The 16,746-nt window shown below is 43.9% G+C and carries 9 protein-coding genes, 1 tRNA gene and 4 pseudogenes; 6 read left to right on the top strand and 8 right to left on the bottom strand.

Going from position 1 to position 16,746, the window contains the following annotated elements:
- Position 1 precedes the first annotated feature (1 nt).
- From BQ2633_RS04140 to BQ2633_RS04120, 5 genes are all read right to left on the bottom strand, one after another.
- Positions 2-1,432: a 3-phosphoshikimate 1-carboxyvinyltransferase gene (locus BQ2633_RS04140; RefSeq protein WP_075565299.1), complete on the bottom strand. Its 1,431-nt coding sequence runs from the start codon at positions 1,430-1,432 to the stop codon at positions 2-4.
- A 21-nt stretch (positions 1,433-1,453) separates the two neighbouring features.
- On the bottom strand, positions 1,454-2,110 hold the full coding sequence (locus BQ2633_RS04135; protein WP_075565297.1) for a DedA family protein: 657 nt from the start codon (positions 2,108-2,110) through the stop codon (positions 1,454-1,456).
- Positions 2,111-2,290: 180 nt separating this feature from the next.
- Entirely contained in the window at positions 2,291-3,829 is a 1,539-nt protein-coding gene (locus BQ2633_RS04130) for a clostripain-related cysteine peptidase (protein ID WP_075565295.1), read from the bottom strand.
- A gap of 11 nt (positions 3,830-3,840) precedes the next feature.
- Positions 3,841-4,701: a DUF4230 domain-containing protein gene (locus BQ2633_RS04125; protein ID WP_075565292.1), complete on the bottom strand. Its 861-nt coding sequence runs from the start codon at positions 4,699-4,701 to the stop codon at positions 3,841-3,843.
- Entirely contained in the window at positions 4,698-5,378 is a 681-nt protein-coding gene (locus tag BQ2633_RS04120; protein WP_075567188.1) for a DUF4230 domain-containing protein, read from the bottom strand. Before BQ2633_RS04120 ends, BQ2633_RS04125 begins: the two co-directional genes overlap by 4 nt.
- 110 nt (positions 5,379-5,488) lie before the next feature.
- On the opposite strand from BQ2633_RS04120, the gene BQ2633_RS04115 reads away from it, so the two are divergent.
- From BQ2633_RS04115 to BQ2633_RS04105, 3 genes and pseudogenes are all read left to right on the top strand, one after another.
- Positions 5,489-6,058 carry a DUF4738 domain-containing protein gene (locus tag BQ2633_RS04115; protein WP_075565289.1) on the top strand — a complete coding sequence of 190 codons (570 nt, stop codon included), beginning with the start codon at positions 5,489-5,491 and terminating at the stop codon, positions 6,056-6,058.
- A 148-nt stretch (positions 6,059-6,206) separates the two neighbouring features.
- A tRNA-His gene (locus BQ2633_RS04110) sits at positions 6,207-6,280 on the top strand.
- Between the two features lie 95 nt (positions 6,281-6,375).
- Positions 6,376-7,346: pseudogene (locus tag BQ2633_RS04105) on the top strand (IS1380 family transposase); the annotation flags it as partial.
- 266 nt (positions 7,347-7,612) lie between these two features.
- On the opposite strand, the gene BQ2633_RS04100 reads toward BQ2633_RS04105, so the two are convergent.
- Positions 7,613-8,578 carry a CfxA family broad-spectrum class A beta-lactamase gene (locus tag BQ2633_RS04100; RefSeq protein WP_075565287.1) on the bottom strand — a complete coding sequence of 322 codons (966 nt, stop codon included), beginning with the start codon at positions 8,576-8,578 and terminating at the stop codon, positions 7,613-7,615.
- Between the two features lie 218 nt (positions 8,579-8,796).
- On the opposite strand from BQ2633_RS04100, the pseudogene BQ2633_RS04090 reads away from it, so the two are divergent.
- Positions 8,797-10,099 (top strand): annotated as a pseudogene (locus BQ2633_RS04090) (IS1380 family transposase).
- Between the two features lie 266 nt (positions 10,100-10,365).
- On the opposite strand, the gene BQ2633_RS04085 reads toward BQ2633_RS04090, so the two are convergent.
- The gene (locus tag BQ2633_RS04085; protein WP_075565285.1) at positions 10,366-11,331 is read right to left on the bottom strand and encodes a CfxA family broad-spectrum class A beta-lactamase; all 966 of its coding nucleotides are present in this window, start codon (positions 11,329-11,331) and stop codon (positions 10,366-10,368) included.
- Between the two features lie 218 nt (positions 11,332-11,549).
- Here BQ2633_RS04085 and BQ2633_RS04075 point away from each other — a divergent pair.
- Positions 11,550-12,852: pseudogene (locus BQ2633_RS04075) on the top strand (IS1380 family transposase).
- 266 nt (positions 12,853-13,118) lie between these two features.
- Here the strand turns inward: BQ2633_RS04075 and BQ2633_RS04070 are convergent.
- Positions 13,119-14,084, bottom strand: a complete 966-nt coding sequence (locus BQ2633_RS04070) for a CfxA family broad-spectrum class A beta-lactamase (RefSeq protein ID WP_075565285.1) — start codon at positions 14,082-14,084, stop codon at positions 13,119-13,121.
- A 218-nt stretch (positions 14,085-14,302) separates the two neighbouring features.
- On the opposite strand from BQ2633_RS04070, the pseudogene BQ2633_RS04060 reads away from it, so the two are divergent.
- A pseudogene (locus tag BQ2633_RS04060) lies at positions 14,303-15,605 on the top strand (IS1380 family transposase).
- Positions 15,606-16,746: the final 1,141 nt, after the last annotated feature.

Raw genomic sequence — 16,746 nt, 5'->3', positions numbered from 1 at the left:
TTTAGTATAGTTCGGAGAGGTCTCTCCAATAGTGGGGATAGGATTTTGCCACTACTTCTGGATGCTCAATGGAGAGTTGTGGAAAAAGCAACGCTGCTGGAGCGAAGGCTAGTGCCATGCGGTGATCGTCGTAGGTGGCTATCGTGATGGCTTGTGCGTGGGGAGAGTCGTCTTGAGCTGTATATCGAAGTTCTCCTTCCCCGATGGCTTCGATGTGCTTGCCCAACTTCTGCAGTTCTGCTATGAGAGCTGCGATGCGATTGGTCTCTTTGATACGTAAACTCTCCAAACCTTTGAAGTGGAAGGGGCGAGAGAGCAGAGCGCAAGTGACCACAAAAGTTTGAGCGAGGTCGGGTGCTGCCGTGAAATCTAGCAAGAGGGGAGGGGCATCCTTGCAGTAAAAATAATCCGCTTGCGAGGAATGACTAGTTGTCTGCGGCAAATCTTCGTTGCTTTCGCAGAAGTTATCATCAGTTTGTGATGAAAGCTCGTTGTCTTCCGAAGTACTAGTATCACATTCAAGTGTAACTTGCGGAGACTTGGTTGATTTTTCCAAAACAGCTCCTTCTGCGGTGAAAGTTGTCATCACTCCGAGTGCTTCAAACCATCTTGCGCAGACGGAATCGCCTTGTTCACTGGCTTCTCTCAATCCTCTAAGTAAGACTCTCGCAGTTTGGTCGGGATGAAGAGCGACAATTTCGTACCAATACGAAGCTGCGGTCCAATCGCATTCGATGGTGTAGGACGCTGTTTGTGCCGTTTTCTCAGTACCTCCGCAGTGTGAGGAGAGCGTGCGAGCGTATCGCTGACCACTCTCAATGCTGATGAGATTGTTTTCCCACTTTGCTTCCACGCCAAAGGCTTTCATCACCTGCATCGTCATGCGAATGTAGGGAGCGGAAGCCACTTTCCCCACCAATTCTAGTTGGAGTTCGTGGCGCATCGTGGGTGCAATCATCAAGAGGGCACTCACATATTGCGAACTGATGTTGGAAGGGAGGGTAAGCGTGCCACCTTCGAGTTGCTTACCTCGGATGTGCAAAGGAGGATAGCCCTTTTTTTTCACATAACTTATGTCTGCTCCTGCCGCCTGAAGCGCAGTGACGAGAGCACCAATGGGACGTTCTTGCATGCGCTGACTACCTGTAATCACAACATTGAGCTGAGGGGTGGCAGCAAATAGCGCGGTGAGGAAGCGCATCGCAGTGCCGGCTGCACCAATGTCCACGCGAAGTGGAGCATCCTCCGAGTTGCGGAGTGCTTCTAAGCCTTGGAGGATGGCTTGCGTGTCGTCGCAGTCCGACAAACCTTCGAGGTGAACGGGTTGTTCGCAAAGATGATTGACCACCAAAGCGCGCGCGCAGAGGCTCTTGCTCGTGGGAAGATCAAGACTTGCATTGAGTTTTAGCGGAAATCTAGGAACAACGGTCATAGCGAAGATTGAAAGGAGAGATTAAGTCGTTGGTTGCTTCTTGGATTTGTGGGAAGCCACCTTATAAATAAGGTAGATGAGCACCAAAACCACCAATCCACCAATGGCGTAGCCGATGATGTGGCTGTATTGATTAGCCTTTTCCATCACCTGTTCGGGCGTGGTGACACTGGGGAAGAGGGTAGGGATGAGGTAAAATCCCAAGAAAGCGAGGACGATGTTCCAAGCTCCAGCACCGAGTGTGGTGTAGAGCATAAACTTACCTAGGTGCATGCGTGACAAACCAGCAGGAATGCTGATGAGTTGTCGCACCCCTGGCACAAGACGTCCGATGAGTGTGGAGATAACACCATGATGACGGAAGAAACGCTCCGACTTCTCCACACTTTCTCGATCTATGAGCAGCAATTTTGCCCATCTTGTGTCTGCCAATCTATAGATGACAGGACGCCCTAGGTAGTAAGCCAAACCATAGTTGATGAGTGCACCGGCATCAGCTCCCAAGGTCGCAACGATGACCACCAAGAAGATGTTGAGTGCACCATTGTTCGCCATCCAAGCTGCAGGAGGAATGACGGCTTCCGAGGGGAAGGGGATGAAAGAACTTTCGATGGTCATGCCCAAAAATATGACCCAATAGTTGAGGTGATTGAGCACCCATGCGATGATTTCGCCCATAATGTGTTTGTACCTATTTATATCTTGTTTTGAAACTCTTCTTTGCGGTTGGCACAGTAGGAATGACCGAAGAGAAAGTCGTTGAGTTGATTCGACGCTTTCTCTTCTTTTTGTTTAAATCCTCGTTGGTTAGCACGCACAGCGCAAGCTATCAAAGAGGGTGTTCAAACACTCCTTTATTTACCATCCAGCGGCTTTCCATCCAGCTGCGGTGTACCACTCCGTTTTGCGGAATTCCTTGTTGAGGTCACCATGTGGGCAAGCACGATTCCAGTAGGGAGGGTTGCTCACGGCATGAATGGTGTAGGCTTCTTGTGGCACAAACATGGAGATACCACAGAAGTTTGCTTCGTCCACAGCTATGACGTCTGCGGTATAATTGCCTTGATAGAGCACGGTCAAGCCCGTCATGAATCGTGGCGTGGTGAATTTATACACCGTCGCTGCGTCCAGTGCTTGCTTCACGCGTTGCCAACTATCAGTGGGCAATGCACGACGAAGGGCATCGTTCATATCGTAGTAGTGAGGACGCCAGAATTTATTGGAGGTGTAGCGACCATAAGTTTGCGTGTCAGTCATGTCAGGGAAGTTCTTCGAACCATCCGCTTTCAATGCTGGGAGATGTTGAGGCAATTCTGCTGCCATCGCATCTGCCACAGCCTGCAGTTTGTCGGTGCGCACGATAGCAAATACCAATCCGAAGTTGTCGGTATAGGGTTGGCTTCCCTTTCCTACATAATAGTTGGAGTAGGTGATGCCCAAATCCTTGATTTCTTCAGAGAAATATCCCCAACGGAGCATGTCAGTGTAGAAACCGCCAATGGCAGAAATCTCAATGGGAGAAGCCGCGATGTAGTCTGCTGCATGACGGAGTGCGTAAAACGCTTGAATATCGCCCATCAAGCAGCAATCCATGTGGATGAAGCGCAGAGGAATGTTCGCCGCTGCGATAGCTTTGCTCAAATCATCAATGTTGATTTCTTCGGCAGGTGCGCCCAGTGCAGCGACATCTCTTTCCCAATTTCCGTTTTTACCCACATCCATGCCGTAACTCTTCGCTGAAAAGGCAGGCTTTTTGCGAGAAGTGGTGCGCTTGTTGCCTGCGGAAGAACTTTCTGCGTTGGCGTCAGTAGTACAACCTTCGGGCAACCATAAGTCGTTTCGCGTGAGCAAGGACGTATTTTGCACCGATGAAGCCGCACGACTTGCTAAACCCTCTGCTGCACCAGCTGTTGTGTTGTGGGTGGGGACGTTAAACTTTTCCTCCGACACCGATCTAGGACTGGGAATCCAACCTGTAGCGTGACTCCAGAGCACCAAACCATAGCTTTCGGAAGTGAAATCCGTGCGCATCGTGGTGAGCAATTCGGTGAGCGTCTTGGGGTCTGCAGAGTTCAGGTCCTCTTTCCATTGTTTTACCAACTGAGGAGAGGACAATCCTTTGCGCAGTTCATAGAGACGAGGTGCTCTGTCGTCGTCGAGAAACATCAGCACACGCTCTCCAGGAAGAAGATATCGCATGCCATGTGCCATTTCTGCACTGTCTTGTCGCGCAAATCCTGAAGCACCTAAGCTGTTTTGCGCAGCCATATACACCATCACGGTGCGTTTGTACTTGCTACCTGGTGGATATGGGGAAACTTCGGGCTCATCTCCACAAGAGAATACTCCAAGGAGTATCGCCATAATGGAGAAAAGGTAGTAAAAAGTCTTTTTCATCTTGTTCTATTTTAGTTTGTGTTTGTGCTAGTTGTTTGTTCAAATTCCACCACCACATCCTCATATCCCATGGCACGGAAGAGGTTTTGGAATTGCGCTTCGGCATTTCTGCGCGCTATACTCAGGTTTTCTGTAGTCATAGCACGTTTTTTCATTTTTTCCTTCGCCTCTGTACGTACCGCATCTCGCTCCTCGGGGCGGAAAACACCTTGTTCAAAGAAGACCGTCGTGCGACTCTCGTCGAGGAAGTTCTCGTCGAGTAAAGAGGGTTGTGGGAGGTGCAAAATCGCACTACGCTCTTTCATCTCCACCCAGTCAGAGGGAAGTTTGCGCATATCGACACCGATGCGTAGCGTACCGCGGTAGATACACACCAAATCGCGCTCGCTCATCAGTCCTGAATAGTGACGTTCCACTAGTTCTTCTGCTTCCACAGAGAGAAACTCCCACTGACCGATAGCTTGTAAGCGCACGATTTCTTCGGGCGATTGTTCGATGGGCTTTTCCACAGCATCGTTAGAGTGGGTGAGTGTGCGATAAGCCACCATCGCTCCATAACCAATCAAGGCTAGTAGGAGCAGAAAGAGCGTGATGCGCCAGTGTCTTACCATCGCTTTGAGACACCACCACAAGATGCTCCAGCATCCGTGTTTGGATTTCCCATCGGGAGGCAGTGGAGGAGTAGGGGGAGTGGCTATGACTTCTGCAGGGGAGGCAATTTTTGCTGGGATGTTCTCTCCTTCTTCCGCATTCTTGTCCGCCACTTCCGAGGATTGAGCGGTCTGTTCTGCGTTCTCTGGTGTCGTTTCCGCTTGATCTGCCGAGAGCGTGCCTTGCAGTTCTTCGGCATTTGTGGTCAAATTCTCGTTCATGAGCGGTCACTATTGAGCGGTTTAACAATCTGTTTCCAGTCGGCTTGGTTGAAATCTTTGCGGAAACGCACCACCACATTGTTTTCTGCATATCCCAGTCGGGTGGCGATGGGCACCAGCGTGCGCGCAGCCGAGGTGCGTGCCAATTCCACAATGCCAAAACTAGCAGCGTGGCGGCGGATGCTGTCCACTCCTTGGCGAGCGAGTCGGGTCACTTCGTCACTGGAAAAGTTAGAACGCGTGAGCGATACATATTGGCGCGCTTTCTTATGATCTATCTTTGAGGCGGTGAGCATCACCTTCGGGTCTGGCAGCGTAATCACCAGCAGGTCTCCTTCGCGCGACACGTTGTCGGCAGAGAAATCCGCAAAATCAATATAACCCTTGAGAGTAACATCTATGGGAATGGCTATTTTGCGGTAACCCACTTTGTTGAATTTGACCAAACCGCCATCTATCTGACTTTTGTCGGTGAAGAGCACCACCTTATGCACCATGCAGTCGGCAGCATAGAGCCTGCTTTGTTGCTGCACTCTTGCCACGAGTGTAGCCAGCGTGTCGATGGCAGCCTCCTTTTGTGTTGTCTTTAAGGAGTCAGCCGAGGAGTCGGAGGGAGCACTTGCAGAGTGGCAAGCCATCATGAGGGCAAGCAGTCCCAATATGAATAATTTCTTCATGCGCATATTATAGCTATGAAGAGCAAAAATAACGAATTATTTTCGTTCTGCCTTGTCATCTTGGATTTATTTACTATCTTCGCTGTTAAATCAAACATGAGTTGACGACTATGCAACACAAATATTCTGTGATAGCTCTCTTCGCACTCCTCCTCACAGTGGCAGCCTGCGGTGGGAAAAACGACAAAAAAAATAACGCTTCGTCAGTCGATACTGGTCAGATTGCCTTAGCCCAAGAGCAAGGTCCAGGACATGATGACAACCAGACCATTCCCACCGATGTAGAGTGGAGTGGACACAAATATCACATCCTCGTCGAGCGCACTCCTGCCGATTCGCTCGCGCAGGTGAAGGACAGATTTGGAGATCCCTTCCTCGACAATCAAGTCACCATCACCATCACTCGCGATGGAGAAGCCCTTGCCAAGCGGGTCTTCACCAAAGCCCTCTTTGCAGGACAGCCCGAAGTGGCTTCCTCTAAAAACTTAGTCCTCGGTGGCATCGCCTTTAGCAGTGTCGATGAGCGCGGTTTTCACTTCGGTGCACAACTCAATCTCCCTGGAGATGACGAAGGTGGTTTGATCTACAAACTCACACTTCCCCTCAGTGCTCAAGGCAACCCAGCCATCGAGCGCGACACCAACCAAGACACCTCGGCTTCTGACGAAGTTTCCGATTAGTCTTCGCCCACTTCTAAGGTGTTTTGAGGTGGAAAAGCGCCAAAACGTAGAAAAATCGCGTTGAAAGCGAAAAAAAGCCCGAAAAGATTTGGAGGTTTCGCAGAAAGTCCGTACTTTTGCATCGCCTTTCAGATGAAAGGGCAACATGGTGACCGTAGTTCAGTCGGTTAGAGCGTCAGATTGTGGTTCTGAATGTCGTGGGTTCGAATCCCATCGGTCACCCAAGGAAATCCCTTGCAACATTCCGTTGCGAGGGATTTTTTGTTTGGTACTGGTTGTATTATGCTAGACCGAGTATTGCTATGAAACAAAGGAGGCGATCGTATAGTTTCAACACAGCAGAAAAGTTGAATACCTTACTTTTACGAATGATACGGAGGATGAGGCTTATAAAGGTGGGTAGTCATGTTGACTTAGACTTTGACCACCAGTTTATTCCAGCCCACAAGTTCGATGCTAAGTATTCTTATAAGCAGGCCCTTGGCTATTTCCCTGGTTGGGCTTCCATTGGGGGAATCATAGTCGGAGGTGAGAACCGTGACGGAAACACCAATGTGAAATTCCATCAGGAGGACACGCTCCGTCGCATTATGGACCGTGTAACCTCAGAACTTGGTGTGGTAATAGAGCGTTTCCGTGCTGACTGCGGGTCGTTCTCAAAGGAAATCATCCAAACCGTAGAGCAGCGCTGCAACACGTTCTACATTCGTGCTGCCAACTGCGGCAGTCGCTACGAGAATTTCCAACAGTTGAAGGAATGGAAAGACGTTGAGGTTGGCTATGAGAAATGCGATGTCACATCCATCAGCATAGACAGCTTGATAGAAGGAAAGTCATACAGGCTCGTCGTACAGCGTAGTCCTTTGAAAGGCAAGGATGGCAGTGAGCAGACGGATATGTTCGGAGTAATATACACATACCGCTGTATCCTCACCAACGACTGGGTGTCTACCGAGAAGGACATCATTACGTTTTATAATGAACGTGGAGCAAGCGAAAAGAACTTCGACATACAGAACAATGACTTCGGCTGGTCACATCTGCCCTTTTCCTTTATGGCTGAGAACATTGGTTTTCATGATGGTTACCGCCATGCAGAAGAACTTCTATCTCTATCTCATCCGTAATATCAGCGATAAGGTCAAATCATTGAAAAAAGACAAGCAGGCTGAAAGCCTTTATCCTGCATTTTGTCAGCGTGCCAGAAAAATGGGTGCGCACTGGAAGGCTGAACGTTCTGAACCTATATACAAATAAAATCTACTACGCTGAGGTCTTCATTGAATAAACTGTATTTCTTTGTAGTTATCATACTTCCCCTTTGGTTTGGGTGGGGGATTTTATACTTAGAAAAGACCCAAGAAACACCGAAACACCTCATATCAACATATAGAACCCCAAAAGACATCTCAACATATAAAATTTTCTCACAAGAAAAAATACTGCGGAATTAAGGTTATAATAGAAGCAATTTGATTAGTAATCTAAAAGCACTCCGATAACGATTAGAGTGCTTTTAGATTGTTTATCATTAATTATCAAAGCAAGTGCAGTTTAAGATTTTACTGAAGTTTGCATTAATAAAGAATATACTACAGCTGATATATGCGCAACATATTGTGACGCTTGTGATTCATTTCCCTTGAAATCCTTAACAAATACCGCTAAGGTATAACTGATATTATTAGGCAGACATATATAGGCAACATCATTGTGAGCTGCAAGAACACCATTTTCATTAACATAACCTGAACCTGTCTTATGCGCTATAACAACCCCTTCTTTATCAAGAAGTGGAGCTGCTATCCTATCTACACCTGTTTTGCATTCTTTTAACGTATTCTTAATGAAACTTTGTTTCTCATCATCGATAAGACCTTCAGTAAACAAACGATTCATCAACATTGCAGCACCAAGAGGAGATGTATAGTTAGAGTAAGCCTTGTTATGGTCAGCCGACATTTCCTCTTCCGTATAAGCTATCTGAAAACTTGAACGAGGAATGAGTGTGGCTATAAAACTATCTGTTTGAGCGACATTAACCATATCCTTAAACATAAGGTTGCTTGCATTGTTGTCACTCTGAGTAAGAGTATAACGCAGCAAATCTCTCACTGTCAATGATATGACTGGCCCTGAATAATCTTTCAGCATAGGACTCCAAGTCTTTGGGTCAAGTTTATCCCTATTTATATTTACTAAGGTATCAAGTGAAATTCCTTTATTGTCAAAGTCATTACAAAGAGCTAATGCCTGATGAACCTTAAACACACTCATCATAGGATAAACACTCTTATTATTGACCTTAACCGTATCTCTGTTATTAAAAATAACCGCCACACCAATTTCGCCAGGACAAGCTGAGACAATTTGAGAAATGCTATCAGTCAAAACATTTGTTAAAGGAGGATTTGCGCTATCTTTTGTCGCTGATTTATGGAACAATGAAAATACCAAGATGAAAATGCAAACTAAAGCTATACTCAAAACTACGATTTGTTTTTTTCTGTTTTTTTTCATGTTTATATTATTTATATTTGTTTGACGAGAATATCTTTATTTGCCGACAAAGGTACATAACTTTACGGAAAAATATGTTTCTAAAACCTTAATTCCGCAGCATAAATTCTTGTAAGAACTCCAAGTGTCTGAGAAACAAAGTTCTCAAAACACTTGGATATGTCAGAAATTTCACCTATCTTGGTGCTGCGAACATAACAAGTAAGCAAAAAACTGACATGACAAAGGTAGCAATTAAAAACGAGAATATCACTTCTTTCGGTGGAATTTATCACATTATGGACGTTTTCTCAAAGTTGGGCTTTGAAAAACTTACCGAATCCGTATTGGGCAAACGTGGAAGTAGCGGCAAAGCATTCAGCCATGGAAGTATTTTCGGCTCTCTCTTCTTCAGCTACCTTTGTGGTGGAGAATGCCTTGAGGACATCAATGTGCTTATAGGACAGTTCAAGCAGAGACCTGATACGCTATTACCCGGTGCCGACACTCTGGGGCGCGGACTAAAGGAGCTTGCCGAGAAAAGTATTGTCTATAAGAGCGAAACCTCCGACAAGTCGTATAGTTTCAACACGGCACAGAAGTTGAATACCTTACTTTTACGAATGATACGGAGGATGAGGCTTATAAAGGTGGGTAGCCATGTTGACCTGGACTTTGACCACCAGTTCGTTCCAGCCCACAAGTTCGATGCAAAGTATTCTTACAAGCAGGATTTTGGCTATTCCCCTGGTTGGGCTTCCATTGGGGGAATCATTGTCGGAGGTGAGAATCGAGACGGAAACACCAATGTGAGATTCCATCAAGAAGACACGCTCCGTCGCATTATGGACCGTGTAACCTAGAACTTGGTGTGGTAATAGAGCGTTTCCATGCCGACTGCGGGTCGTTCTCAAAGGAAATTATCCAAACCGTAGAGCAGCGCTGCAACACGTTCTATATACGTGCAGCCAACTGCGGCAGCCGATGTGAGGAGTTCCGCCAGCAGAAAGAATGGAAGAGCGTTGAAGTTGGCTATGAGAAATGCGATGTCACATCCCTTAGCATGGACAACTTAATAGAAGGAAAGTCATATAGGCTTGTCGTACAACGTAGTCCTTTGAAAGACAAGGAGGGCAAGCAACGGACGGACATGTACGGAGTAATTTACACATACCGCTGTATACTTACCAATAACTGGACATCTACAGAGAAAGACATCATTACATTTTATAATGAGCGTGGAGCAAGCGAAAAGAACTCCGACATACAGAACAATGACTTCGGATGGTCGCATCTGCCCTTTTCCTTTATGGCTGAGAACATTGGTTTTCATGATGGTTACCGCCATGCAGAAGAACTTCTATCTCTATCTCATCCGTAATATCAGCGATAAGGTCAAATCATTGAAAAAAGACAAGCAGGCTGAAAGCCTTTATCCTGCATTTTGTCAGCGTGCCAGAAAAATGGGTGCGCACTGGAAGGCTGAACGTTCTGAACCTATATACAAATAAAATCTACTACGCTGAGGTCTTCATTGAATAAACTGTATTTCTTTGTAGTTATCATACTTCCCCTTTGGTTTGGGTGGGGGATTTTATACTTAGAAAAGACCCAAGAAACACCGAAACACCTCATATCAACATATAGAACCCCAAAAGACATCTCAACATATAAAATTTTCTCACAAGAAAAAATACTGCGGAATTAAGGTTATAATAGAAGCAATTTGATTAGTAATCTAAAAGCACTCCGATAACGATTAGAGTGCTTTTAGATTGTTTATCATTAATTATCAAAGCAAGTGCAGTTTAAGATTTTACTGAAGTTTGCATTAATAAAGAATATACTACAGCTGATATATGCGCAACATATTGTGACGCTTGTGATTCATTTCCCTTGAAATCCTTAACAAATACCGCTAAGGTATAACTGATATTATTAGGCAGACATATATAGGCAACATCATTGTGAGCTGCAAGAACACCATTTTCATTAACATAACCTGAACCTGTCTTATGCGCTATAACAACCCCTTCTTTATCAAGAAGTGGAGCTGCTATCCTATCTACACCTGTTTTGCATTCTTTTAACGTATTCTTAATGAAACTTTGTTTCTCATCATCGATAAGACCTTCAGTAAACAAACGATTCATCAACATTGCAGCACCAAGAGGAGATGTATAGTTAGAGTAAGCCTTGTTATGGTCAGCCGACATTTCCTCTTCCGTATAAGCTATCTGAAAACTTGAACGAGGAATGAGTGTGGCTATAAAACTATCTGTTTGAGCGACATTAACCATATCCTTAAACATAAGGTTGCTTGCATTGTTGTCACTCTGAGTAAGAGTATAACGCAGCAAATCTCTCACTGTCAATGATATGACTGGCCCTGAATAATCTTTCAGCATAGGACTCCAAGTCTTTGGGTCAAGTTTATCCCTATTTATATTTACTAAGGTATCAAGTGAAATTCCTTTATTGTCAAAGTCATTACAAAGAGCTAATGCCTGATGAACCTTAAACACACTCATCATAGGATAAACACTCTTATTATTGACCTTAACCGTATCTCTGTTATTAACAATAACCGCCACACCAATTTCGCCAGGACAAGCTGAGACAATTTGAGAAATGCTATCAGTCAAAACATTTGTTAAAGGAGGATTTGCGCTATCTTTTGTCGCTGATTTATGGAACAATGAAAATACCAAGATGAAAATGCAAACTAAAGCTATACTCAAAACTACGATTTGTTTTTTTCTGTTTTTTTTCATGTTTATATTATTTATATTTGTTTGACGAGAATATCTTTATTTGCCGACAAAGGTACATAACTTTACGGAAAAATATGTTTCTAAAACCTTAATTCCGCAGCATAAATTCTTGTAAGAACTCCAAGTGTCTGAGAAACAAAGTTCTCAAAACACTTGGATATGTCAGAAATTTCACCTATCTTGGTGCTGCGAACATAACAAGTAAGCAAAAAACTGACATGACAAAGGTAGCAATTAAAAACGAGAATATCACTTCTTTCGGTGGAATTTATCACATTATGGACGTTTTCTCAAAGTTGGGCTTTGAAAAACTTACCGAATCCGTATTGGGCAAACGTGGAAGTAGCGGCAAAGCATTCAGCCATGGAAGTATTTTCGGCTCTCTCTTCTTCAGCTACCTTTGTGGTGGAGAATGCCTTGAGGACATCAATGTGCTTATAGGACAGTTCAAGCAGAGACCTGATACGCTATTACCCGGTGCCGACACTCTGGGGCGCGGACTAAAGGAGCTTGCCGAGAAAAGTATTGTCTATAAGAGCGAAACCTCCGACAAGTCGTATAGTTTCAACACGGCACAGAAGTTGAATACCTTACTTTTACGAATGATACGGAGGATGAGGCTTATAAAGGTGGGTAGCCATGTTGACCTGGACTTTGACCACCAGTTCGTTCCAGCCCACAAGTTCGATGCAAAGTATTCTTACAAGCAGGATTTTGGCTATTCCCCTGGTTGGGCTTCCATTGGGGGAATCATTGTCGGAGGTGAGAATCGAGACGGAAACACCAATGTGAGATTCCATCAAGAAGACACGCTCCGTCGCATTATGGACCGTGTAACCTAGAACTTGGTGTGGTAATAGAGCGTTTCCATGCCGACTGCGGGTCGTTCTCAAAGGAAATTATCCAAACCGTAGAGCAGCGCTGCAACACGTTCTATATACGTGCAGCCAACTGCGGCAGCCGATGTGAGGAGTTCCGCCAGCAGAAAGAATGGAAGAGCGTTGAAGTTGGCTATGAGAAATGCGATGTCACATCCCTTAGCATGGACAACTTAATAGAAGGAAAGTCATATAGGCTTGTCGTACAACGTAGTCCTTTGAAAGACAAGGAGGGCAAGCAACGGACGGACATGTACGGAGTAATTTACACATACCGCTGTATACTTACCAATAACTGGACATCTACAGAGAAAGACATCATTACATTTTATAATGAGCGTGGAGCAAGCGAAAAGAACTCCGACATACAGAACAATGACTTCGGATGGTCGCATCTGCCCTTTTCCTTTATGGCTGAGAACATTGGTTTTCATGATGGTTACCGCCATGCAGAAGAACTTCTATCTCTATCTCATCCGTAATATCAGCGATAAGGTCAAATCATTGAAAAAAGACAAGCAGGCTGAAAGCCTTTATCCTGCATTTTGTCAGCGTGCCAGAAAAATGGGTGCGCACTGGAAGGCTGAACGTTCTGAACCTATATACAAATAAAATCTACTACGCTGAGGTCTTCATTGAATAAACTGTATTTCTTTGTAGTTATCATACTTCCCCTTTGGTTTGGGTGGGGGATTTTATACTTAGAAAAGACCCAAGAAACACCGAAACACCTCATATCAACATATAGAACCCCAAAAGACATCTCAACATATAAAATTTTCTCACAAGAAAAAATACTGCGGAATTAAGGTTATAATAGAAGCAATTTGATTAGTAATCTAAAAGCACTCCGATAACGATTAGAGTGCTTTTAGATTGTTTATCATTAATTATCAAAGCAAGTGCAGTTTAAGATTTTACTGAAGTTTGCATTAATAAAGAATATACTACAGCTGATATATGCGCAACATATTGTGACGCTTGTGATTCATTTCCCTTGAAATCCTTAACAAATACCGCTAAGGTATAACTGATATTATTAGGCAGACATATATAGGCAACATCATTGTGAGCTGCAAGAACACCATTTTCATTAACATAACCTGAACCTGTCTTATGCGCTATAACAACCCCTTCTTTATCAAGAAGTGGAGCTGCTATCCTATCTACACCTGTTTTGCATTCTTTTAACGTATTCTTAATGAAACTTTGTTTCTCATCATCGATAAGACCTTCAGTAAACAAACGATTCATCAACATTGCAGCACCAAGAGGAGATGTATAGTTAGAGTAAGCCTTGTTATGGTCAGCCGACATTTCCTCTTCCGTATAAGCTATCTGAAAACTTGAACGAGGAATGAGTGTGGCTATAAAACTATCTGTTTGAGCGACATTAACCATATCCTTAAACATAAGGTTGCTTGCATTGTTGTCACTCTGAGTAAGAGTATAACGCAGCAAATCTCTCACTGTCAATGATATGACTGGCCCTGAATAATCTTTCAGCATAGGACTCCAAGTCTTTGGGTCAAGTTTATCCCTATTTATATTTACTAAGGTATCAAGTGAAATTCCTTTATTGTCAAAGTCATTACAAAGAGCTAATGCCTGATGAACCTTAAACACACTCATCATAGGATAAACACTCTTATTATTGACCTTAACCGTATCTCTGTTATTAACAATAACCGCCACACCAATTTCGCCAGGACAAGCTGAGACAATTTGAGAAATGCTATCAGTCAAAACATTTGTTAAAGGAGGATTTGCGCTATCTTTTGTCGCTGATTTATGGAACAATGAAAATACCAAGATGAAAATGCAAACTAAAGCTATACTCAAAACTACGATTTGTTTTTTTCTGTTTTTTTTCATGTTTATATTATTTATATTTGTTTGACGAGAATATCTTTATTTGCCGACAAAGGTACATAACTTTACGGAAAAATATGTTTCTAAAACCTTAATTCCGCAGCATAAATTCTTGTAAGAACTCCAAGTGTCTGAGAAACAAAGTTCTCAAAACACTTGGATATGTCAGAAATTTCACCTATCTTGGTGCTGCGAACATAACAAGTAAGCAAAAAACTGACATGACAAAGGTAGCAATTAAAAACGAGAATATCACTTCTTTCGGTGGAATTTATCACATTATGGACGTTTTCTCAAAGTTGGGCTTTGAAAAACTTACCGAATCCGTATTGGGCAAACGTGGAAGTAGCGGCAAAGCATTCAGCCATGGAAGTATTTTCGGCTCTCTCTTCTTCAGCTACCTTTGTGGTGGAGAATGCCTTGAGGACATCAATGTGCTTATAGGACAGTTCAAGCAGAGACCTGATACGCTATTACCCGGTGCCGACACTCTGGGGCGCGGACTAAAGGAGCTTGCCGAGAAAAGTATTGTCTATAAGAGCGAAACCTCCGACAAGTCGTATAGTTTCAACACGGCACAGAAGTTGAATACCTTACTTTTACGAATGATACGGAGGATGAGGCTTATAAAGGTGGGTAGCCATGTTGACCTGGACTTTGACCACCAGTTCGTTCCAGCCCACAAGTTCGATGCAAAGTATTCTTACAAGCAGGATTTTGGCTATTCCCCTGGTTGGGCTTCCATTGGGGGAATCATTGTCGGAGGTGAGAATCGAGACGGAAACACCAATGTGAGATTCCATCAAGAAGACACGCTCCGTCGCATTATGGACCGTGTAACCTAGAACTTGGTGTGGTAATAGAGCGTTTCCATGCCGACTGCGGGTCGTTCTCAAAGGAAATTATCCAAACCGTAGAGCAGCGCTGCAACACGTTCTATATACGTGCAGCCAACTGCGGCAGCCGATGTGAGGAGTTCCGCCAGCAGAAAGAATGGAAGAGCGTTGAAGTTGGCTATGAGAAATGCGATGTCACATCCCTTAGCATGGACAACTTAATAGAAGGAAAGTCATATAGGCTTGTCGTACAACGTAGTCCTTTGAAAGACAAGGAGGGCAAGCAACGGACGGACATGTACGGAGTAATTTACACATACCGCTGTATACTTACCAATAACTGGACATCTACAGAGAAAGACATCATTACATTTTATAATGAGCGTGGAGCAAGCGAAAAGAACTCCGACATACAGAACAATGACTTCGGATGGTCGCATCTGCCCTTTTCCTTTATGGCTGAGAACATTGGTTTTCATGATGGTTACCGCCATGCAGAAGAACTTCTATCTCTATCTCATCCGTAATATCAGCGATAAGGTCAAATCATTGAAAAAAGACAAGCAGGCTGAAAGCCTTTATCCTGCATTTTGTCAGCGTGCCAGAAAAATGGGTGCGCACTGGAAGGCTGAACGTTCTGAACCTATATACAAATAAAATCTACTACGCTGAGGTCTTCATTGAATAAACTGTATTTCTTTGTAGTTATCATACTTCCCCTTTGGTTTGGGTGGGGGATTTTATACTTAGAAAAGACCCAAGAAACACCGAAACACCTCATATCAACATATAGAACCCCAAAAGACATCTCAACATATAAAATTTTCTCACAAGAAAAAATACTGCGGAATTAAGGGAATACCTAAACTTATGCTTGACGATTAGCGTGATATCTTTGTATATGCTCGTTGATTCTATCATATACTTTAGGTGTTTGTGGATGTTCCCTTTCTGCTTAGTTAAAAATGTGGGAGATTCTTGAAAAAACGTCGGACGTTTTTTGAAAAACGTGGGAGATTTTTTGAATTATCTCCGACGTTTTTTTTGTTTCGTGGGAGAAAATATCTTGCTTGATGGGAGAGATCTTTTGCTCGATGAGAGCAAAGTTTTTGGTGGATGATAATGAACTTTTGGTGAAATCGAATAATATAGAGGAAATCTTCGGTGAATTTTGAGGTTGGAAACTGTGATTTTTATGCTCTCAAATGGGAGGGAAAGTGGAGACGGAGTGGAGGAGAGAAAATCACAACATAATGAGGGGTAAAAATGGGGCTCTCGCGCGTGCGCGCACGCGCACACCCTGCAAATTTGCACTTTTTGCTTTCACAACCTTCACAAAACCGATCGTAAGAAGCAGTAGATGAGGAGCTTATGAGGGTAATAGGAACAGAGTTCGTGAAAGAGTGGTGTTTGAGTGCTGGAAAGGGAGGAAAAAAGGCTGATTTGGGGAGGAAAGAAGACACGTTAGAAATTGCGGTTTTTGAGGTGGATTTTGGGCGGTACTGTGAAGGTTGTGAAAGCAAAAAAGTGGAAATCCCTGTAACGTACGCGCGTCACACGCGCGTGAGAAAAACGCCCAATAAAGGGGTGCAAAATTGGAACAAAAGCGACCTTCCGTTTCATCCCACATGGCTCGTGCCCTACCCTCTAAACCCCAATCGGTCATTAGACCGCAATAGCGCTAGTCAAAATTGAAAAGATCGCTTCCTGACCTATTTCATTTTCTTGTTGGCATCTTGTTTCTCGTTTGTTCTCGACGTAGCCCGCTACGACTTCGATCAAACAGTAAACAATCTGCTCAACAATCAAATAAAATCCGTTCAGAATCT

This window comes from Ihuprevotella massiliensis, from assembly GCA_900095835.1.
Lineage (GTDB): Bacteria > Bacteroidota > Bacteroidia > Bacteroidales > Bacteroidaceae > Alloprevotella > Alloprevotella massiliensis.
The sequence above is the reverse complement of the archived record's forward strand: the minus strand, read 5'-3'. Positions and strand labels throughout refer to the sequence as shown.